Origin of the sequence: Thermoanaerobacter siderophilus SR4, assembly GCF_000262445.1 — a bacterium.
GTDB classification, from domain to species: Bacteria; Bacillota; Thermoanaerobacteria; order Thermoanaerobacterales; family Thermoanaerobacteraceae; genus Thermoanaerobacter; species Thermoanaerobacter ethanolicus.
The window spans coordinates 2,388,207-2,409,177 of sequence record NZ_CM001486.1 but is presented as its reverse complement, the minus strand read 5'-3'; the positions used below and the strand labels follow the sequence as shown (position 1 = coordinate 2,409,177).

The following is a 20,971-nucleotide window of genomic DNA, read 5'->3' as shown; positions in this document are numbered from 1 at the left end:
AAAAATAAAAATTTTAGGGGGCTTGGAAATGTTAATAAGAGATTGCGCTGGAGGAGTTGTATTCAAAGGAGACAGTGTATTTATCCTCAAAAATGATAAAGGGGAGTGGGTGTTACCCAAAGGGGTTATTAGAAATAATGAATTACCTATTGATGTGGCTATAAGGAGAGTCTGTGCTGAAACAGGTCTTAAATCTGTTGAAGTCCTTTCTACTGCTGGTGAAACCAGTTACGAATTCTATTCTGTTACCCGTCAACGTCCTGTCTTTAATAAAATCACTTGGTATCTCATGATTACCGCCGATGAGGAATTTAATATTAGCAAAGAAGATGGTTTTGTTGATGGAGGATTTTATCCTATAGACAAGGCTTTGGAGATGATTACCTATAGTCAAGACAAATCACTTGTAAACGTTTCTTATTTTAAATATAAAACGTTGACGAAGGCTCTGGCGTAAAGCGAAAAAGCTTTAATAAAGCCTTATAAAGCCGGCAACGGCTTTATTTTTTGATTATAATTTGGTATAATGACAAAAGGGGTGCTATTTTGGCTAAAAGTTATAAAACACTATACTCTTACGGAGTTGCTGAAATCGAAATAAAGCGTTCCAGATTTATCGGACATGCTAAACCAGTTTCTTCAGAGGAAGAGGCGATAAAATTTATAGAGGAAATTAGGGCAAGTCACAGAGTGGCAACCCATAACGTTTATGCTTATGTTATTGGAGAAAATGATGAAATTCAGCGTTTTAGTGATGATGGAGAGCCTTCTGGAACAGCAGGCATACCAGTATTAAATGTAATCAAAAAAGAAGGATTAAAAAACGTTGCTGTTGTAGTTACAAGGTATTTTGGCGGAATATTGTTAGGAGCAGGAGGATTAGTGAGAGCTTATACAAAAGGGGCAAAAGTTGGTATTGATGCTGCTGGAATAATAGAAAAAATACCTGCGAAAAGTGTTATACTCACTTTTGATTATACTTTCCTGGGAAAGATTCAAAATGAGCTTTTAAAAAAAGGTTATTACATTAAGGATACTATATATTCAGATAAAGTTTCTATAGTATTACATATTGAAGAAAACCATCTATTAGAATTTCAAACTTTTATAAACGATTTGACAAGTAAAAAGTGTGATATAAAAATTGAAGAAGATGTGTACCTTTTAAAAAAAGGCGATGAATATTATGGAACATAAATTTTATCTCTTATAAAATGGTGAGAGAAAAGTAAATAGGGGTGCATTAATTTAAGCCCCTATTGAATTAGGAGGTAAAAAAGAATGGAGTGGGATTATTCCTACATAGATTATGTGGAAGAAGCTATGAAAAGAAAAGTGTGGGCTGTAGTAGGAGCACTCCCTCGAGAGAGTAAATATGGCTATCAAATTTACCGAACTCTTAAATTGAACGGGTATACAGCTTATCCTGTTAATCCAAAATTTCGAGAAGTAGATGGAGATCCTTGCTATGACTCTTTATCCAGCTTACCTGTAATACCAGAAGTTGTAGATATGGTAGTTCCTCCTAACAGAGGTGAACAGTACGTAGAAGAAGCAGCAAAATTAGGTGTGGAATTTATTTGGTTTCAGCCAGGGGCAGAAAGTGAGGAGCTGGTGGAAAAAGCTAAAAACCTTGGGCTAAAAGTTATTTATAATACCTGTGTAATGTTGGAAACAGATAAGAGAAAATAAGAGGAGAGCCATCTCCTCTTATTTGACTATTTGCGAGGTTTTGAGGAAAATTCGTATATTCCCATACAGAATAAAAAAACAGCGAATATTTTTTTTAATATAAAGGCTTTTGTAATTGCTGCTATAATAGCTCCAACAAAACTTCCTATCATTCCACCTATTATTATAAGCAATATGATTTTATACTTTATGTTTTTACTTTTAAAATGGTATATTAATGCAATAATTGCTGTAGGAATAAAAGAAAAAAGATTAACGCTTTGAGCAATGTGTTGCTCGGTTCCAGTAAAGATTGTCAAGGCAGGGATGAGAATTGTCCCTCCTCCAATTCCCATTCCTCCTACAATTCCTGAAAAAAGTCCTATTAGAAATAGTTTCATGATATCCACATCCTGACGGAAGCTATAAGCATTATTATGCCAAAAATTTTTCGTAATAAAGGAATGGAAATTTTATTAAGAAAATATGCACCAATAATTCCTCCCATCGTACTTCCTAGAGCTATGTTAATAGTTAAAGGAATGTCGATTATTTTATTTTGCAAATACACTAAACTACTGACTAGAGTGATAGGAAGTATAATTGAAATTGCCGTAGCATGAGCCTTATGGTCTTCTATACCAAGTAAAAATACCAATGCTGGGACTATTAAAGTGCCTCCTCCTGCCCCTAAAAGACCGTTTACGATACCAGTTATAAAGCCTATAGAGAAAAGTTTTAGTTTATCAGTCATTTTTATCACCTTTTGCAGCTTGATATTATTATTTTTTCTCTAAAATCTTTTGATATTCTAATTTCCATTTGACATGTCTAGCGTAGAAAGTTTAAAATTTTTATAGTAATGTACAAATGGAGGTAAATTTTATGATTGCCAACAATGTTTTTGAGCTGATTGGAAAAACGCCAGTAGTTAAGTTAAATAAAATTGTGGAGAAAGAATGGGCGGAAATTTATTTAAAATTAGAATTTTTTAATCCTGGAGGCAGCGTTAAAGATAGGGTAGCTTTTTCCATGATAGAAAAGGCAGAAAAAGAAGGAAAATTAAAAAAAGGAAGTGTAATTATTGAACCTACCAGCGGAAATACAGGTATAGGGTTGGCGATGGTAGGGGCAGCAAAAGGGTATAAAGTAATAATAGTTATGCCTGATACTATGAGCATGGAAAGAAGAATGCTTTTAGCGGCGTATGGGGCAGAAGTAGTTCTTACCCCTGGCAAATTGGGGATGGAAGGCGCTATAAAAAAAGCAGAAGAATTAGTAAGGCAGAATAAAAACTATTTTATGCCACAACAGTTTGAAAATTTTGCAAATCCTTTAATCCATGAAGAGACTACTGCTAAAGAGATAATTGAAGATTTTAACGAGGGTCTTGATGCTTTTGTTTCAGGTGTAGGTACGGGGGGAACTATTACAGGAGTAGGAAAAATATTAAAAAATAAATTTTCTAATATAAAGATTATTGCGGTAGAACCTTATTCAGCAGCAGTGCTTTCTGGTAAAGAGCCTGGACCTCATAAGATTCAAGGGATTGGCGCAGGCTTCATCCCTAAGGTGTTAGATAGAAATGTCATAGATGAAGTAATTGCTGTAAAAGATGAAGATGCCTTTGAGGTGACTCGCCTTTTGGCAAAAAAAGAAGGCATACTTGGAGGAATTTCTACAGGTGCTTCCTTATGGGCAGCAATTGAAGTTGCTAAGAAGTTAGGCAAAGGTAAAAAGGTTTTAGCAATAGCTCCTGACAGTGGAGAGAGGTATTTAAGTACACAACTTTTTAGAGAAGATTAGATTTACAAGCCATAAATTATTGTGTTAAAATATTTTAGACACAGTAAAGGAGGTTTTTTTATGTCAGGGCATTCAAAATGGGCTAATATAAAACACAAAAAAGAGAAAATGGACGCTAAAAAGGGAAGAATTTTTACAAAGCTTACCAAAGATATTATAAAAGCGGCTAAAGAAGGCGGTGGAGACCCTAACACTAACAGTAAATTAAGAGATGCTATAGAAAAGGCAAAAGCTAATAATTTGCCAAATGAAAATATACAAAGGGCTATTAAAAAAGGTACCGGTGAATTAGGAGGAGCTAATTTAGAAGAAGTAATATATGAAGGATACGGTCCTTCTGGTACTGCCATAATTGTTGAAGCTTTGACTGACAATAAAAACAGAACTGCTGGTGAAATAAGGCATATTTTTGATAGGCATGGTGGTAGTTTAGGAGCAGCTGGTTCTGTTACATGGATGTTTGACAAAGTCGGAATTATAATTGTTGAAAAAAATGATTCTATTGATGAAGACGAATTAGCGATGGTTGCAATAGATGCAGGTGCGCAAGACTTTTCTGCAGAAGATGAAGAATTCGAAATAATTACTGAACCTTCAAATTTTCAAGAAGTAAAAGAAGCGATTGAAAAAGCAGGCTATAAAATTTCTGAAGCAGAAGTTACTATGCTTCCTAAAAATACTATACAACTAAGTCCTGAAGACTACGAAAAATTTGAAAAGTTAATTGACAAATTAGAAGAAAATGACGATGTACAAAACGTTTATCACAATGTGGAAATAGAAGACGAAGATGAGGAATAAAAGAAAGAGATAGAAGAGGCTAAATTTCTTCTATCTCTTTCTTTTCTTTTTCTGTTAAAACTTTATGTAAGTCTAAGTTGATGATTAATCTGTCGTTTAAATTGATAATAGATGTTATGTACTCTTTCCCAATTCCTTTTATTATGTCTGGAGCTTCTTGTATGGAACTATCGTCTACATGTAAAACTTCTGTTACTGAGTCTACGATAAAACCTACTGGTCTGTTAGTGACATTTACTACGATAATCCGATTATTGTCATTTTTTTCTGATAAAGGCAAATTGAAGCGCTTTTTTAAATCTACAATAGGAATAACTGTTCCTCTTAGGTTAGTTATGCCTTCTACAAAAGAGGGGGCATCAGGTACTTTAATAATCGTTTGAAGCCGTATAATTTCTATTACCTGATTAATGTCTACGCAAAAGTCTTCATTGTTTAATTTAAAAACTACAATTTGATTTGCCACTTTACCATCTCCTCCCTTATAGATATTATTCGATATTTTTTGACAAAATCCTGCAAAGAGAATAAATTTTTTAAAATTGGTTATAATTACATAAAACAGGAGGAGATGTTATGAAAAAGCTAATTTCCTATAAAATGGTTGCCATATATTTGTTAGCTATATTTATAGGAGTGATGATTGGATATTTAATTAATGTTAAAGACAATGAAAAGCAAAGAACAGAAAAAAATATAACTTATGAACAGAGGATTTCTTCTCAACAAGAAGCTCTTGCTAAAAAATTAATTTCCCGAAGTAAACTCATATTTGAAACTAAATATCTTGAAAATGGAGAAATAGTGCGTGAAGTTCAAAATTTAACCCCTTCTCTTTATGGGAAAAGCAAGGAAGAAATTGCGAGGATATATAGTGATTGGGAAGTTAAAAGTTTTGATGAAGACGAAATAGTTCTCTATAGGGAAAAAGAAGGATTACCTCCAGATTATTATATAATTACTAGTATGAATGGATATGTGGTTTTATTAAAAAGTGACGGAAATGGCAATAAAGAAATTGTAGAGAAAACAGACATACCTTTGGACAGTTTAACACCTTTTGACAGAGAAAGGGTGATGAAAAATATAATTACAAAAGACAAAGATGAAGCATACCAAATATTAGCAAATTTGAGCTCTTAAGTTCTCCTATGCGTTTAGGAGAACTTTTTCTTGTTTATAAAGTCCATTGATGTTAAAATAAATAAAAGGAGAGGAGATATAATGAGGGTATTAGGGATAGATCCTGGAATTGCCATAATGGGCTATGGTATAATAGATTACAAATCCAATAAGTTTACTGTTATAGACTACGGTGCAGTTACTACAAAAGCTGGTATTGATAAGGCTTTGCGCCTACACGATATATATAATGGAATTATATCACTTATAAAATCTTACAGTCCTGATGTAGTAGCTATAGAAGAGCTTTTTTATAATAAAAACGCAAAGACTGTCATAACTATTGGGGAGTCCAGAGGAGTTTCTATTTTAGCTGCTGTCAATTCGGGAATAAAGGTTTTTGAATATACTCCTTTGCAAGTTAAACAAGCAGTGGTAGGGTACGGAAGAGCAGATAAATATCAAGTCCAACAAATGGTGAAGGTTTTATTAAATCTTGAGGAAATTCCTAAACCTGACGATGTAGCTGATGCATTGGCAGTTGCTATATGCCATTGTCACAGTAACAATATGATTGAAAAGCTGGGGTATTCAAGATGATTGAGTATATTAGAGGGATGATTGAAGATATTGGACAAGATTATGTAGTGATTGACTTTATGGGTATAGGTATAAAGGTTTTTGTCCCATTTTCTACTTTGAAAGTTTTACCTTCTAAAGGAAATATAACCAAGCTTTATACATATTTACATATGAGAGAAGATGGTTTCCAAATTTTTGGCTTTAAAACAAAAGAAGAGTTAGATTTATTTGAGAAATTATTGTCTGTTAGTGGTGTAGGGCCTAAAGGAGCTTTGTCTATTTTGTCCGTGGTTTCTATTGATAATTTTGTAAAAGCAGTTAACGTAGGCGATTATAAAGCTCTTACGATAGCTCCGGGAATAGGCAAGAAGACTGCTGAGAGAATTATTTTGGAATTAAAAGATAAGCTTCCAAAAGAAATAGTTTTTGAAGGTGATAATAATTTTTCAAATGAGGCTTTAGAAGCTTTATTAGCTTTGGGTTATACCAAAAGTGAAGCTATTTATGCTTTGGCAGATATCACCTGTGATAGCGTAGAAGAAGCTGTAAAGCAAGCTTTGAAAAAATTAATGAAATAGGGTGAATTGAATGGAGGAGAGAATACTAACTCAAAGTTTTACACAGGAAGATGCCTCTGAATACAGTTTGCGTCCTAGGTGGCTTTCTGAGTATATAGGTCAGCAAAAGATAAAAGAGGAATTAAAAATTTACATAGAAGCCGCTAAGATGAGAAAAGAGCCCCTTGACCATGTCCTACTATATGGTCCTCCTGGCCTTGGAAAAACGACTTTAGCCACAGTAATTTCTAATGAAATGGGAGTAGGAATAAAAATAACCTCAGGTCCTGCTATAGAAAAGTCGGGAGATTTGGCAGCCATCTTAACTAATTTACAGGAAAATGACATACTTTTTATAGATGAGATTCACAGGCTTAATAGAAGTGTAGAAGAGATTCTATATCCTGCAATGGAAGACTTTGAATTGGATATAGTAATAGGAAAAGGCCCAAGTGCCAGGTCTATAAGGCTTAGTCTTCCGCGCTTTACTTTAATTGGGGCTACGACAAGGGCTGCTCTTATGACTTCTCCTTTGAGAGACAGATTTGGGGTTATAAACCGCTTGGATTACTATTCAGTGGAGGAATTAAAAGAAATAATTAAAAGGTCAGCGAATATTTTAAACATTGGAATTGATGAAGATGCAGCTTTGGAGATTGCTAAAAGGTCACGGGGGACTCCGAGAATTGCCAATAGACTTCTAAAACGGGTGAGAGATTTCGCACAAGTAAGAGGAAATGGATACATTGATTTTAAAACTTCCAAAGAAGCGCTGGACGTATTAGGTGTAGATGAGATGGGATTAGAATACATTGATAGAAAGATTTTGGTTTCTATTATAGAAAAGTTTGGCGGTGGTCCTGTAGGAATCGATGCTATTGCTGCATCAATAGGAGAAGATGGGGATACAATAGAGGATGTTTATGAACCTTATCTTTTACAAATAGGTTTTTTAAACAGGACTCCGCGAGGAAGAGTTGTTACAAAATTAGCTTATGATTACCTTAAATATCCTTATATAGAACAGGGGAGGATAGAAGGTGTTTGATAATTTTGGTAAAATGTTGATATTTATGGGAGCTATATTAATTTTAATAGGGGTGCTTTTTTCTGTAGGTTCAAAAATTGGTTTAGGACGTTTGCCGGGAGATATAGTTTATCAAAAAGGAAATTTCACTTTTTATTTTCCTATTATGACAAGCCTTTTATTGAGCCTGTTTTTAACATTAATTTTTTGGCTTTTTAGAAGATAACATATGAAAAGGGGTTGTATTTTGTGAGGTTGAAAAAATTTATAATAGGGAGTATAATTAGTGTCATGATTTTAACTCTCTCACCTTATCCTACCGTGAATGCTGATATCAGCATTCCGAAGGTTATAAAAGTAGGGCTTTTTTATGGACAAACTGCGAAATCTTCTTACCAGCTTTCTTCTCCCGGAGGTTTTAATTTTGCTTATCAAGACAATACAGGAAATTTGATTAATATTTTTAGCACCAGCATGCAAAACATACAAGTTGCAAAAGATGATAATTTCTATTTAATGGTGGGAAGCTATGATAATCTGGACATGGTGAATGCTGATTACGCTAAAATAGCAAACCAAATTCCGAATGCTTTTATAGGATTTGATGGCAAATATCATGTATACATAGGACCTTATTTGGCGCTTCCGGATTTGCAATCTGCCTATGAAATTTTTTCCAAAAATTATACCAATATATCCAAAGTGTTGCCGGATAAAAATATTTTAATAAGCAATGGGACAAAAAACCTGTTTTTATTTAATATGAAGGATGATTTATATGTAAGTAAACTTAATCCTGATGGCATGCCCCTTGCGATAGAATCAAAACGTTACAGAGGCATGTTTGAATTTAGAAGGCAACAAGACAGTGACATGACTGCTATAAATGTTGTGCCATTGGAAGAATATTTATATGGTGTTGTGCCGGCTGAGATGCCGGCATGGTGGAATATAGAAGCTCTAAAAGCCCAGGCAGTTGCAGCGCGAACTTATGCAGCGAAAAATATAGGGAGATATGGAAAATATGGATTTGATTTGACAGATGATGATAAAACACAAGTTTACAAAGGGTATGATGGAGAATCTTCTTCTACAAACAAAGCGGTAGATGAAACAAAAGGTGTAGTCGCTATATATCAAGGAAGTCTTATAGATGCCCTTTATCATTCCCATAGTGGGGGATATACCGAAGACAATAATAATTATTTTTCTGCTGATGTTCCTTACTTAAAAGGTGTGGAAGATAAATACGTTTTTGGCTATAGCAGTGCTAATGACAGTTGGACAGTCACTTACACAAAAGACCAGATAAAAAACCTGCTGTTAAGTAAAGGACAGGATATAGGAGATATAGTAGATGTAAAGGTCACTGAGAAAAGCTGGACTGGAAGAGCGATTACTGTCACTATTTATGGTACAAAAGGGACTTTCGCATTGAAAAAAGGAGATATACGATCTTTTTTTGGACTAAAAAGCACTATGATTGATATAAAGGGCGATGGCAGCAGTGAATTTGAAGTGTACGTGACTTCTTCTTACAGTGATTCGCAAAAAGTTTCTTTAAATGAGATAAATATTCAAAATAATGAAGGTATAACGAGGGTTTCTAAAGATACCCTTTATGTTGTAGGAGCAAATGGTATTAAAGAATTAAAAAAGACAGACAAGCCCAGTGAAGTTTATACTATAAAAGGCAGTGGTTATGGACATGGGGTAGGGTTAAGCCAGTATGGGGCAAGAGGACTGGCGGACCATGGGTATAATTACATTTATATTTTAAAATACTATTACAAAGGTATTGAGGTATACGATACTATAAACAATAAAACTCTGTAAAAGGATGGCGCAAAAAAATGAAACGCAGCGAGTTTTATTTTGAATTACCAGAAGAATTAATTGCACAAGAACCTTTAGAAGATAGGTCTAGTTCTCGTTTAATGGTTTTAAATAGAAAAACTGGTGAGGTTCAACACGATATTTTTAAAAATATAACAAAATATTTAAAAGCGGGAGATTGTCTTGTTTTAAATGATACAAAAGTTATTCCTGCGCGCCTTATAGGACGAAGACAAGACTCAGGAGGAAAGATAGAATTTGTTCTTTTGAAAAGATTATCAGTAAATGAGTGGGAAACGTTAGTAAAGCCTGGCAGAAGAGCTAAAGTAGGGACAAGAGTTGTTTTTGGAAATGGAGAATTGGTTGCGGAAATTTTGGACAATACAGAAGTTGGAGGAAGAGTAGTAAGATTTTATTATGAAGGTTTATTTGAAGAAGTATTAGATAAATTAGGAGAAATGCCTGTGCCACCTTATATCAAAAAGAAACTAAAAGACAAAGAGAGATATCAAACTGTCTATGCAAAATATGAAGGTTCTGCAGCTGCTCCTACTGCAGGGCTTCATTTCACAGAAGAGTTATTAGAAAAAATAAGGCAAATGGGAGTAAAAACTGTTTTTATTACCCTTCACGTAGGGTTGGGTACTTTCAGACCAGTAAAGGAAGAAATAATAGAAAATCATAAAATGCATGAAGAGTTTTACATTGTTACAAAAGAAGCAGCTGAAGAAATAAATGCTACAAGAGAAAAAGGTGGTAGAGTAATAGCTGTTGGAACTACTTCTACTCGTACTCTCGAAACTGTAGCTGATGAAAATGGCTATATAAGAGAAAAAAGTGGATGGACTGATATTTTCATATATCCTGGATATAAATTTAAAGCGATTGATGGTATGATAACAAATTTTCACTTACCTGAGTCCACTTTAATTATGATGGTGTCGGCTTTTGCTGGTAAAGAAAACATAATGAGGGCTTATCAAGTAGCTATTGAAGAGAGATATAGATTTTTTAGCTTTGGAGATGCAATGCTTATAATTTGAGCAGTTGATTACAAGTCAAAAGGTAGAATAGGAGGATATAATGGCAGCAATTAAGTATCATCTCATAAAAAAAGATAGTAAGACTAAGGCGAGATTAGGGATATTAGAGACTCCACATGGAATTATAGAAACGCCTGTGTTTATGCCAGTAGGAACACAAGCAACTGTAAAATCTATGACTCCTGAAGAATTAAAGGAAATTGGAGCGACGATTATTTTAAGCAACACTTATCATCTTTATCTAAGGCCGGGGCATAAGATTATAGAAAAAGCTGGTGGCCTTCATAAATTTATGAATTGGGATAGAGCAATTTTAACAGACAGTGGAGGATTTCAAGTTTTTAGCTTGAATTCTTTAAGAAAAATTACAGAAGACGGTGTAGAATTTAGGTCTCATATAGATGGCTCTAGGCATTTTTTTACTCCCGAAAAAGTAATAGAAATACAAAATGCTTTAGGTTCGGATATAATGATGTCTTTTGACGAGTGTGCACCTTATCCTGCAGATTACGATTATGTAAAAAAATCTATGGAACTTACTATTAAATGGGCTGAAAGGGGAAAAAGAGCCCACAAAAATACTGAAAAACAAGCTCTTTTTGGAATTGTCCAAGGAGGGACCTATGAAGATTTAAGAAAAGAGTGCGCTCAAAGATTAGTAGATATGGATTTTCCTGGATACTCTATAGGTGGATTAAGCGTAGGAGAACCAAAGAATGTAATGTACGACATTGTAGATTTAACTACAGAATATTTACCTGAAGACAAACCGAGATATCTTATGGGGGTGGGAAGTCCTGATGACCTTATAGAGGGAGTAATACGAGGAGTTGATATGTTTGACTGCGTGCTTCCGACGAGAATTGCTAGAAATGGGACAGTTTTTACCAGCAAGGGCAAATTAATAGTAAGAGATGCTCCTTATGCGGAGGACTTTTCTCCTTTAGACGAAGAATGTGATTGTTATACTTGTAGAAATTATTCAAGAGCCTATATAAGACATTTATTTAAGGCTAATGAAATTTTAGCAGCAAGGCTTGCTACTTTACATAATCTTTATTTTCTAATTAAGTTGATGGGAAAAATAAGAGAAGCTATAAGGCAAGACCGGCTGCTTGAATTTAAAAAAGAGTTTTTTAAAAAATATTATAGGAATAAGGAGGAGTATTGATGGATCCACAAACGACTTATGTAATTGTTGAAATGCTTATTTTTATTGCAATCTTTTACTTTTTGTTGATTTTGCCCCAACAAAGGCGCCAAAAGAAAGAGAGAGAAATGCTTGATTCTTTAAAACCTGGCGATGAGATTATTACAAAAAGCGGCTTTTATGGTAAGATCTTAAACATCAAAGACGATGTGATAACTTTAGAAATGGGAGCAGATAAGGTGAGACTAAAGATTGCAAAATGGGCAGTTGGAGGAGTTATAAGCTCAGCCAGTGACAAAAACGAAAAAGAAGAAAAGTGATAAGATGCGGTTTGCCGCGTCTTTTTTTATGTACTATGTTTAAAATAAAAAGCATACATATTAGTAAGAAAACTGTGGGGGTGAGACTTTGAAGGGAAGGTTTGGCATGGAAAAGGGAACTGGCATAAATATTACTGGAATTTTTACAGGAGTTTTAATAGCTTACATTATCACTCTTAGTTTTTTCATAATTTACGCTTTGCTTTTGACCTTTACAGCTGTATCTGAATTAACTTTACCTACCCTTACTTTATTAATAACCATAATAGGTATAGTTTTATCAGGTGCCTTATCTGCAAGGCATACCACCAACAAGGGTTGGCTAAATGGAGGAATTGCTGGTATTTTATATGTAACCATTATGTTAGTTTTAGGAGCATTTTTTGTAAAAGAATTAGGGCCTACTTCTTCTTGGGCAGTAAAATACGCTTGGGGAGCTGTTTTAGGAGCTTTAGGTGGTATGATAGGCATCAATTTATAGCTTCAATTCCTTCTCTTTATGTGTTATAATAAATCAGGAAGAGGAGGGAAGAAAAATGAAGCATGTTATAACAATTAACAGGCCAACGTTAAAAAATAGCTTAAAAAAGCCAGGCTGTGGCGAATGCCAGGCATCTTGTCAATCAGCTTGTAAAACATCTTGCACTGTAGCAAACCAAGAATGTCAATACTAATACATAATACTCAAAATGGCAGTAAAATAGTTACTGCCATTTAAACTTGCAATGGAGGTTAAAAAATGTCAGAGTTAATGCATAAATTTAAAAGACTGGGAATGAATATTGTAGTAGATCCGGTAAGTGGCTCTATCCATGTGGTAGACGATATTATTTATGATATTTTGGACTTTTACGAAAATCACTCAAAAGAAGAAATTGTAAATTTACTTCAACATAAATATAAAAAAGAAGATATACTGGAAGCTATTGCAGAAATTGACGAATTAAAAGAAAAAGGGCTATTATTTTCAGAAGATATATATAAAGATATTGCAGTGTCGAGAAATGATTCTGTTATAAAAGCGATGTGTTTAAATGTTGCTCACGATTGCAATTTAAGGTGCAAATATTGTTTTGCTTCTACTGGGGATTTTAAAGGTAGTCGCAAGTTGATGGATTTTGAGACGGGCAAAAAAGCAATCGATTTTTTAATAAAAAGTTCTGGGAAAAGGCAAAACATTGAAGTCGATTTTTTTGGCGGTGAACCCCTTTTAAATTTTGAAGTAGTCAAGCAATTAGTAGAATATGGAAAACAGAAGGCAAAAGAAAACAAAAAGACTATCAAATTTACTATAACAACTAACGCAGTACTATTGGATGACGAAAAATAAAATATTTTAATGAAAACTTTTCTAATGTGGTACTTAGTTTAGATGGAAGAAAAGAAGTAAATGACGACATGAGGGTTCGCGTAAACGGCAGTGGAACCTATGATACAATAGTTCCAAAAATAAAAAATTCGTTGAATCAAGAGGGAAAAAAGAATACTATGTGAGAGGGACTTTTACAGCAAAAAATTTAGATTTTGCCAATGATGTGTTGCACATTGCTGATTTAGGAGTTTATGAAATATCTGTAGAGCCGGTAGTTGAAAAAGAAGATAAAGAATATACCTTAAAGGAAGAGCATTTAGAGAGAATTTTAAATGAATATGACAGATTAGCAGAAGAATATATAGAGAGATACGAAGAAGGAAGGCCTTTTTCTTTTTATCATTTTAAAATAGATTTAGAAGGAGGGCCTTGCGTTAAAAAAAGGCTTCAAGGCTGTGGTGCTGGCTTCGAGTATATAGCGGTGACTCCCGATGGGGATATTTATCCTTGCCATCAATTTGTGGGTATTGAGGAATTTAAATTAGGAAATCTTGAAGAAGGTATAACTAATAAAAAATTACAGCAAAAATTTATGGAAAGCGATATTTACAAAAGAGAAGAATGTACAAAATGTTGGGCAAGGTTCTATTGTAGTGGAGGTTGCTTTGCAAATAACTACAACATAAATGGAGATATTAATAAACCTTATGAGCTGGCTTGTGAAATGCAAAAAAGGCGTTTTGAAAATGCGATTGCCATAAAAGCATATCAAATGCTAAAGGGTGAGGAAAATGATTATAAAGGAATATAAGGGTATGAAACCCAAAATAGATGATGAGGCGTATATAGCGGAAACAGCAGAGGTTATTGGAGATGTAGAAATAAAAAAAGATGCAAATATATGGTATGGGGCTGTGCTAAGAGGAGATATAGATAAAATAGTTGTTGGAGAAGGAACTAATATACAAGATAATTGTGTTGTACATGTTACAGAGGGACATCCCTGTTATATAGGAAATTACTGCACAATAGGACATGGGGCGATAGTCCATGCTTGCAAGATAGGAAATAGTGTGCTAATAGGTATGGGAGCAATTATATTAGATGATGCAGAAATAGGAGATAATTGTATAATAGGAGCAGGATCACTAGTGACAGGAGGTAAAAAGATTCCTGAGGGCAGTCTTGCTTTTGGGAATCCTGCAAAAGTTATAAGGAAACTTACTCAAGAGGAAATTGAAAATATTCATCGCTCCTATGAACATTATGTAGAATTAGCAAAATTGCATTTTTCTAACTTTGGGCAATTGACCGTTTACAATAAAAGTAATATAATAGAAAATAGTTAAACTACGAAGGAGGATTCGAATGAGAAGTAGAGGTTTTATCAAATTTTTTTCTGTAATCATTGTTGCAGCAATAGTTGCATATATAGCCTTTTTTGGAATAAAGGCAGGCAATTATTCTATAAGCCCAGTACAGGATCACATGAGATTGGGGCTAGACTTAAGAGGAGGCGTTTATGTATTAGAAGAAGCACAAGGTAATGTTACACAAGATGCGATAAATAAAGCTATTGCAGTCATAAGGAACAGGGTAGATGCTCTTGGCGTGACACAGCCTGTAATAAGTCAACAGGGGTCAAATAGAATTCGTGTAGAGTTGCCTGGCATGAATGACCCTGATAGGGCAATAGAGATAATAGGTAAAACTGCTCAATTGAAGTTTGTTGGTCCAGATGGTCAGGTTATTTTAACAGGTGCTAATGTAAAAGATTCAAAAGCAGTATATGCTCAAACTCAAACAGGAATCCAGCAACCAGAAGTTACGTTAGTACTTGATGCTGAAGGAACAAAAAAATTTGCAGAAGCCACTCAAAAATTTTTAAATCAACCTATTGCAATAGTTTTAGATGATAAGGTAATATCAGCTCCGACAGTGCAAAGTGTTATCACAAATGGAAATGCGGTGATTACTGGTTTGAAGGACTTCCAAGAAGCATCTGAATTAGCTACACTTATAAGAGCTGGTTCTTTGCCTGTCACATTAAAACCCATAGCTTATAGTTCTGTAGGTGCAACGTTAGGTCCGAGTGCTTTGAATGCTAGCTTAAAAGCTGGTATATACGGTACTTTACTGGTTATGTTGTTTATGATAGCTTTTTATAGATTACCTGGTTTTGTAGCAGACTTAGCCTTATTAATATATATATTAATAAACTTCATCGTTTATGCGTTATTTAATATAACATTAGATTTGCCAGGTATTGCAGGTTTCTTATTGTCAATAGGTATGGCTGTCGATACTAATATTTTAATTTTTGAAAGATTTAAAGAGGAATTGTGGGCAGGTAAAAGCATAAGACCTGCTTTAGATGCCGGCTTCGCGAAAGCTTTTAGGGCAGTATTTGATGCTAATATAACCACTATAATTGGAGCTATTATCCTTTTCTACTTGGGTTCAGGAAATGTCAAAGGATTTGCTTTAACACTTCTAATAGGTGTGACATCCAGCTTATTCACAGCTATAACTGTAACGAGATTTTTGTTGCATGCGCTTCTTGATATGGACTTGACAAAGAATATAAAACTTTATGGAGCATAGGAGGGGAATTGAGTGAACCAACATAGATTTCATATAGATGTCATTGGCAAAACGAAAATTTGGTTTGCGATATCAGGGATTATGATTTTAATTGGCGTAATAGCTATGCTTGTAAATGGATTTAATTGGGGAATAGATTTTACTGGCGGAACAATAATGGAGTTTAAAATTGGCAAATCTTTTGATACGAAGGATATAATTAAAATTTTAAACGAGTATAAAGTTAAAGACTATCAAATACAAAAAATAGGGACAAAAGGTGATCATGTTTCAATAAAGACAAGTCCTATTTCCAATGAAACGCGGCTTTCAATAATAAAAGATATCGAAAAAAAGTACAACTTAACAGAAAATGACTTAATAATGTCACAGCAAGTTGGGCCTTCTTTAGGAGCTGAGATAAAATTTGGAATGATACTAGCGCTTTTAGTAGCTTCTGCAGTGATGCTTACCTATTTAGGCTTTAGATTTAATTTTGAAATGAGCTTGGCAGCAGTTGTTGGATTATTGCATAATGTGATAATATTAATTTCAATTTACGCTATTTTCAAAATAACAGTAGACTCGCCTTTTATAGCGGCTCTTTTGACAGTATTTAGCTATTCTCTTCACGATACTATTGTAATTTTTGACAGAATAAGAGATAATTTAAAAAGTATGAGAAGATCTGATTATGCAGAAATTGCGAATGTGAGCATAAACCAGACTCTTACACGGTCGATAAACGTAGTTTTGACAGTATTAATTATGCTAGTTTTAATGTATTTCTTAGGACCTAAGGCATTGAAAGATTTCGCATTGCCTTTACTTATTGGTATAACTTGGGGAGCATATTCTTCGATATTTATCTCTACTCCTCTTTGGGTATTAATTAAAAATAGGGAAAAGAGAAGAAAAACCTCTAATAAACCTGCAAAAGCTTAAGTTTAAGTAATATAAAAAATATAGTGGCATAATATCTCTTTTCTGAGAGATAATGCTACTATATTTTTATTGAGGTGAAACGATGAATTTGCCTTTTATTTTTAGAAACAAAAAAATTGCCAAAAGGTATAGAGAAATATTGAAGGTTTTAACAAAAAATGGCTTTGGTTTTATTTCTGATATTTTGTTAAAAGGTGGACATATACCTTTTCATATACTGAAAAGTCATGATTACATGGAAGTTGGAGAGAGGATTAGGAAAACATTGGAGGAATTAGGTCCTACATTTATAAAACTAGGGCAACTTTTAAGTACAAGAGGGGACCTTATTCCTCATGATATTTTGTTGGAACTTGCTAAACTTCAAGATGATGTAGAACCAGAAGACTTTGTAGCTATAAAGAATATTTTAGAAAGTGAATTAAAAGGCAAAATATCAGATTTTTTCATTTATTTTGATGAAACTCCTATTGCTTCAGCTTCTATTGGACAAGTTTATAGGGCAAAAATTAAAGAAGGGAAAGATGTCGTTGTTAAAGTACAGCGTCCAGAAGTATCCCAAAAGATAAATGCTGATATAATAATTCTAAAGAATATTGCTAAAATTTTGAATGAGCGTATAGTTGATGCTCCTTTGGATTTTGTAGAAATTGTTGATGAATTAGCCGAATCTCTTCTCAATGAATTGGATTACACACAAGAAGGGAATAACGCCGAACGCTTTAGAGAAAATTTTGAGAAGGAAAGTTACATATATATACCTAAAATATATTGGAAATACACCACAAAGCGCGTTCTTACAATGGAATACGTAGAAGGCATAAGTGTAAAAAATAGAGATTTACTTGTTAAAAAAGGCTTTGATTTAAAGAAAATTGCAAGAGAGGGAGCATGGGCCATATTTTTACAAGTTTATGAATTTGGCCTTTTCCATGGAGATCCTCATCCTGGTAATATATTAATCACAAATGATGGCAAAATTTCTTATATTGATTTTGGAATTGTAGGTTACCTTGATAAATCCTCAAGAGAAATGATAATTGACCTTTTTAAAGCCTTTGCCGAGAATGATATTGAGGAAGTAATAGAAGTTTTGTCGGACATGGGTGCCATAAGGCCTGATACTAACCTTAGAACTCTTAAGTCTGATTTGAGCCATATAATAAATTATTTTTACAACACTCCACTAAAAAATATCAGTGTGAACGATTCAATGAGGAAAATAATGTCAACTGTTTATAAGCACAAACTGATCTTGCCTCCAGAGTTTACTTTACTCCTCAAGTCTTTAGCTACAGTAGAAGGTGTGGGCAGAAGCTTAGATCCTGATTTTAGCATTTCTAGTGTAGCAAAAGATTTTATAAAACAGGTATATTTGAGAAATATTAGTTTAACTAAAATATTAAAAGAAAACTCCAAAGATTTACATAAAGCAATAATAGTATTGCGAAAACTTCCTTCTAAAATCCAAAGTATAATGACAAAGCTTATAAAAGACGATATAAAAGTGAGAATAAACATTGATGAAAATGAAAGCTTGCGTTACGATTTAAATATTATGGTAAATAAAGTTATTGTAAGTATCATAGCATCAGCATTGATTGTAGCTTCTTCATTGGTTTTGACATTTCAAGGGGGGATATAAAGTTTTCGGCTACAATGCATTGGGGCTTTTTGGTTATGTAGTTGCTTTATTTCTATGTTTGTGGGTCTTCTACCGAATCTTTATAGTTGAGAGGAGAAAAAAATAGGAGAATTTGTGGGTGATTTGATGTCCAAAATTTACAGGTGGATTTTGAAGGAAAATCCAAATCTTCAACTTACTCAAGAAATACAAAGAGAATACGGGTTACACAAAATAATTGCTGATATACTTTCATCAAAATTAAATGCCCAAGAAGTTAAGAATTTTTTAAATCCTGATTTAAAAGATTTGTATTCTCCTTATCTCCTGAGGGGGATAAAAGAGGCAAAAGAATTGATACAACAACATATCGCCTTGAAGGACCTAATCACCATTTACGGTGATTACGATGTAGATGGAATTACTGCCACCTCTGTTTTATATTTAACCTTAAAAAATTAGGAGCAAAAGTGGATTATTATATACCGGAAAGATTAGTTGAAGGATATGGTATAAGTGAAGAAGCAATAGACAAAATTGCACAGAGAGGAACAAAACTTATAATTAGTGTAGATTGCGGTATAACCTCTGTTAAGGAAGTGGAAAAAGCCCAATTTTTAGGAATAGACGTGATAATAACTGACCACCACAGTATCCCTAAGGAGATACCACAAGCAGATGTGGTGATAAATCCCCATTTGCCTGATATTGAATATCCTTTTTGTGACCTGGCAGGGGTAGGGGTTGCTTTTAAACTGTCACAAGCTCTTATTGGAGAAGAAGCTTATGAACTTTTGGATATTGTTTCAATAGGGACTATTGCAGATATTGTCCCTTTATTAGGAGAAAATAGAATAATTGTAAAAGAAGGACTAAAAAGACTAAATGAAACACGAAATATAGGTTTAAAAGCCCTCATAAAAGCTTCTGGATTGCAAAATATTGAAATTGATGAATATCATGTGGGATTTATATTAGCTCCTCGCCTCAATGCTGCAGGGCGATTAAGAAGTGCAGAAGCGGCTGTGAGGTTATTGATAAGCCAAGATGAAAAAGAAGTAAAAGAGATAGCAGAATATTTAAATCAAGAAAATTTAAATAGGCAACAAATAGAAAATCAAATACTTCAGGAAGCAATCAAAAAATAAAAGAGACGGTTGATTTAAATAAGGAAAAAGTAATTGTACTGTGGGATAAAAATTGGCATCCAGGTGTTATTGGAATTGTGGCATCCCGGATAACAGAAAGGTTTCATAGACCTTCTATACTTATAAGTTTAGGAGAAGGGGAAGGAAAAGGTTCAGGGCGAAGCATAGAAGGCTTTAATTTGTATAAAGCATTAGAATACTGTAAAGATTATTTGATAAAATATGGCGGTCATGAAATGGCTGCTGGAATAAATATTGAAAAAAACAATTTGGAGATTTTTAAAACTAAGATAAATGAATACGCTGATACGGTGCTTAGTGATCTTGATTTAATTCCAAGTTTAAGAATAGATGCAAAGGTTAAAAATGAAAAGATAGATATAGAAATAGCTAAACAAGTTCAAAGGTTTAAACCTTTTGGCAGCAATAATCCTCGGCCTAATTTTTTATTTGAGGGTTTGACAGTTACAAAAGTATTTGACTTAAATGGTGGAAAATACAAAAAAATCATCGCACAAAAAGACAAGTTTGTGTATGAGCTTATGTTATTTGATGTATCAGACAAGGGAAACGATGTAAAAATAGGAGATATAATAGATGTTGTGGGAAGCATTGAAATAAACAACTGGAATGGTATAGAGTCAGTAATGATAAATGTAAAAGATTTAAGAATTAAGTTACCTTTGTTTTCCTATTATAAAAACTTGAGCAAAATCATGGTAGAGTATCAGCCCGAGAAAAAAGAGATAGACAAAAAAGTTGATTATATAATTGACCAAAGAGGAATTAATAACAAGTGGGAATATGTGCTGAAACTTTTTAAAAGAGAAGGCAAAACGGTTGTCATAGTAAATACAGTTGTAGAACTTAAGTCATTACTTAGATATCTCAGAAAAGAAAAGTTTTTGGATTTTTCATTATGTAATGGAGATTGTGAAAAGGAAAATGGTATACTATTTTTCCCAAATTCTTTAAAACCATTGAAGTACTATGATGATATAATTATTTACGATATACCATTTAAAAAAGAAATCTTTTACCGCATCCTTTCTCATTCACAAGGAAAGAGGATTCATTTAGTTTTTAAAGAAGCAGATATATATTATAACTTAAAATCCTTTGACGAAATTTTTCCTCAAAGAAAGGACTTTATTAAACTTTACAAATTTATAGAAGAAGGAAACAACATTTTATTTAAAGATCATTTGCATCCACAACTGAATTTAAATCCAATAAAATTTTCATTTTGCATAAAAGCAATGAAAGAAATAGGATTGATAAATGTAAAAGAACGTGATAATATTTTTATGTTAAGTAAAAATTCTGTGTCACAAAAGGTTAATATTGAACAAACTCAAATAATGCAACAGATATTTTCAGCTAAAAAAGAGTTTATTGAATTTGCCAAGTTCATTGTCAGCCAGAAAATTTAAGGAGGTTTTTG

General features: G+C 33.5%; 22 protein-coding genes and 3 pseudogenes. 22 read left to right on the top strand and 3 right to left on the bottom strand.

All coding sequences use genetic code 11. From position 1 onward, the window contains the following. Nucleotides 1-28 precede the first annotated feature (28 nt). From THESIDRAFT1_RS11965 to THESIDRAFT1_RS11955, 3 genes are all read left to right on the top strand, one after another. Nucleotides 29-457 (top strand): NUDIX hydrolase, encoded by a 429-nt coding sequence (locus THESIDRAFT1_RS11965; protein ID WP_003869745.1) that lies wholly within the window; start codon nt 29-31, stop codon nt 455-457. A gap of 89 nt (nt 458-546) precedes the next feature. Beyond that, complete coding sequence (locus THESIDRAFT1_RS11960; RefSeq protein WP_004401844.1) at nt 547-1,197, top strand: YigZ family protein; 651 nt, start codon at nt 547-549, stop codon at nt 1,195-1,197. Between the two features lie 84 nt (nt 1,198-1,281). Continuing rightward, nucleotides 1,282-1,692, top strand: coding sequence for a CoA-binding protein (locus THESIDRAFT1_RS11955; RefSeq protein WP_003869747.1), 411 nt, complete (start codon nt 1,282-1,284; stop codon nt 1,690-1,692). 26 nt (nt 1,693-1,718) lie between these two features. Here the strand turns inward: THESIDRAFT1_RS11955 and THESIDRAFT1_RS11950 are convergent, their stop codons facing one another. Continuing rightward, nucleotides 1,719-2,072 carry a sulfite exporter TauE/SafE family protein gene (locus tag THESIDRAFT1_RS11950; protein ID WP_003869748.1) on the bottom strand — a complete coding sequence of 118 codons (354 nt, stop codon included), beginning with the start codon at nt 2,070-2,072 and terminating at the stop codon, nt 1,719-1,721. After that, nucleotides 2,069-2,425 carry a sulfite exporter TauE/SafE family protein gene (locus THESIDRAFT1_RS11945; RefSeq protein WP_003869749.1) on the bottom strand — a complete coding sequence of 119 codons (357 nt, stop codon included), beginning with the start codon at nt 2,423-2,425 and terminating at the stop codon, nt 2,069-2,071. The genes THESIDRAFT1_RS11950 and THESIDRAFT1_RS11945 overlap by 4 nt, the downstream gene beginning before the upstream one ends. A 131-nt stretch (nt 2,426-2,556) precedes the next feature. Between THESIDRAFT1_RS11945 and cysK the strand changes: the two genes are divergently transcribed. Next, a complete protein-coding gene (gene cysK, locus THESIDRAFT1_RS11940; protein ID WP_006570491.1) occupies nt 2,557-3,477 on the top strand; it encodes a cysteine synthase A in 921 nt (306 codons plus the stop codon). Between the two features lie 60 nt (nt 3,478-3,537). Then, a complete protein-coding gene (locus THESIDRAFT1_RS11935) occupies nt 3,538-4,278 on the top strand; it encodes a YebC/PmpR family DNA-binding transcriptional regulator (RefSeq protein WP_004401838.1) in 741 nt (246 codons plus the stop codon). A 19-nt stretch (nt 4,279-4,297) separates the two neighbouring features. Here the strand turns inward: THESIDRAFT1_RS11935 and THESIDRAFT1_RS11930 are convergent, their stop codons facing one another. Further along, on the bottom strand, nt 4,298-4,744 hold the full coding sequence (locus THESIDRAFT1_RS11930) for a chemotaxis protein CheW (protein ID WP_003869752.1): 447 nt from the start codon (nt 4,742-4,744) through the stop codon (nt 4,298-4,300). 110 nt (nt 4,745-4,854) lie between these two features. Here THESIDRAFT1_RS11930 and THESIDRAFT1_RS11925 point away from each other — a divergent pair, with 110 nt between their 5' ends. From THESIDRAFT1_RS11925 to recJ, 17 genes and pseudogenes are all read left to right on the top strand, one after another. Continuing rightward, on the top strand, nt 4,855-5,421 hold the full coding sequence (locus tag THESIDRAFT1_RS11925; protein WP_003869753.1) for a hypothetical protein: 567 nt from the start codon (nt 4,855-4,857) through the stop codon (nt 5,419-5,421). Nucleotides 5,422-5,502: 81 nt separating this feature from the next. Further along, entirely contained in the window at nt 5,503-6,000 is a 498-nt protein-coding gene (gene ruvC, locus THESIDRAFT1_RS11920) for a crossover junction endodeoxyribonuclease RuvC (RefSeq protein ID WP_003869754.1), read from the top strand. Next, nucleotides 5,997-6,560 carry a Holliday junction branch migration protein RuvA gene (ruvA, locus tag THESIDRAFT1_RS11915; RefSeq protein ID WP_003869755.1) on the top strand — a complete coding sequence of 188 codons (564 nt, stop codon included), beginning with the start codon at nt 5,997-5,999 and terminating at the stop codon, nt 6,558-6,560. The genes ruvC and ruvA overlap by 4 nt, the downstream gene beginning before the upstream one ends. A gap of 10 nt (nt 6,561-6,570) precedes the next feature. After that, on the top strand, nt 6,571-7,587 hold the full coding sequence (gene ruvB, locus THESIDRAFT1_RS11910) for a Holliday junction branch migration DNA helicase RuvB (protein ID WP_004401833.1): 1,017 nt from the start codon (nt 6,571-6,573) through the stop codon (nt 7,585-7,587). Next, nucleotides 7,580-7,792 (top strand): DUF2905 domain-containing protein, encoded by a 213-nt coding sequence (locus THESIDRAFT1_RS11905; protein ID WP_003869757.1) that lies wholly within the window; start codon nt 7,580-7,582, stop codon nt 7,790-7,792. The genes ruvB and THESIDRAFT1_RS11905 overlap by 8 nt, the downstream gene beginning before the upstream one ends. A gap of 23 nt (nt 7,793-7,815) precedes the next feature. Beyond that, a complete protein-coding gene (locus THESIDRAFT1_RS11900; RefSeq protein WP_003869758.1) occupies nt 7,816-9,402 on the top strand; it encodes a SpoIID/LytB domain-containing protein in 1,587 nt (528 codons plus the stop codon). A gap of 17 nt (nt 9,403-9,419) precedes the next feature. After that, nucleotides 9,420-10,445, top strand: coding sequence for a tRNA preQ1(34) S-adenosylmethionine ribosyltransferase-isomerase QueA (gene queA, locus THESIDRAFT1_RS11895; protein WP_004401829.1), 1,026 nt, complete (start codon nt 9,420-9,422; stop codon nt 10,443-10,445). Between the two features lie 40 nt (nt 10,446-10,485). After that, on the top strand, nt 10,486-11,616 hold the full coding sequence (gene tgt / locus THESIDRAFT1_RS11890) for a tRNA guanosine(34) transglycosylase Tgt (RefSeq protein ID WP_003869760.1): 1,131 nt from the start codon (nt 10,486-10,488) through the stop codon (nt 11,614-11,616). Continuing rightward, nucleotides 11,616-11,915 (top strand): preprotein translocase subunit YajC, encoded by a 300-nt coding sequence (gene yajC / locus THESIDRAFT1_RS11885; protein WP_003869761.1) that lies wholly within the window; start codon nt 11,616-11,618, stop codon nt 11,913-11,915. The genes tgt and yajC overlap by 1 nt, the downstream gene beginning before the upstream one ends. 88 nt (nt 11,916-12,003) lie before the next feature. After that, nucleotides 12,004-12,396: a TIGR04086 family membrane protein gene (locus THESIDRAFT1_RS11880; protein ID WP_003869762.1), complete on the top strand. Its 393-nt coding sequence runs from the start codon at nt 12,004-12,006 to the stop codon at nt 12,394-12,396. A 55-nt stretch (nt 12,397-12,451) separates the two neighbouring features. Then, complete coding sequence (gene scfA, locus THESIDRAFT1_RS13085) at nt 12,452-12,589, top strand: six-cysteine ranthipeptide SCIFF (RefSeq protein WP_003869763.1); 138 nt, start codon at nt 12,452-12,454, stop codon at nt 12,587-12,589. A 65-nt stretch (nt 12,590-12,654) separates the two neighbouring features. Further along, a pseudogene (scfB, locus tag THESIDRAFT1_RS11875) lies at nt 12,655-14,038 on the top strand (thioether cross-link-forming SCIFF peptide maturase). Beyond that, nucleotides 14,019-14,576, top strand: coding sequence for a gamma carbonic anhydrase family protein (locus THESIDRAFT1_RS11870; protein ID WP_004401822.1), 558 nt, complete (start codon nt 14,019-14,021; stop codon nt 14,574-14,576). Before scfB ends, THESIDRAFT1_RS11870 begins: the two are co-directional and overlap by 20 nt. 19 nt (nt 14,577-14,595) lie before the next feature. Beyond that, on the top strand, nt 14,596-15,831 hold the full coding sequence (gene secD / locus THESIDRAFT1_RS11865; RefSeq protein WP_003869766.1) for a protein translocase subunit SecD: 1,236 nt from the start codon (nt 14,596-14,598) through the stop codon (nt 15,829-15,831). A gap of 12 nt (nt 15,832-15,843) precedes the next feature. After that, nucleotides 15,844-16,755, top strand: coding sequence for a protein translocase subunit SecF (gene secF / locus THESIDRAFT1_RS11860; protein ID WP_003869767.1), 912 nt, complete (start codon nt 15,844-15,846; stop codon nt 16,753-16,755). Between the two features lie 82 nt (nt 16,756-16,837). Beyond that, nucleotides 16,838-18,506, top strand: a pseudogene (ubiB, locus tag THESIDRAFT1_RS11855) (2-polyprenylphenol 6-hydroxylase). 8 nt (nt 18,507-18,514) lie between these two features. Continuing rightward, nucleotides 18,515-20,960: pseudogene (recJ, locus tag THESIDRAFT1_RS14815) on the top strand (single-stranded-DNA-specific exonuclease RecJ). Nucleotides 20,961-20,971: the final 11 nt, after the last annotated feature.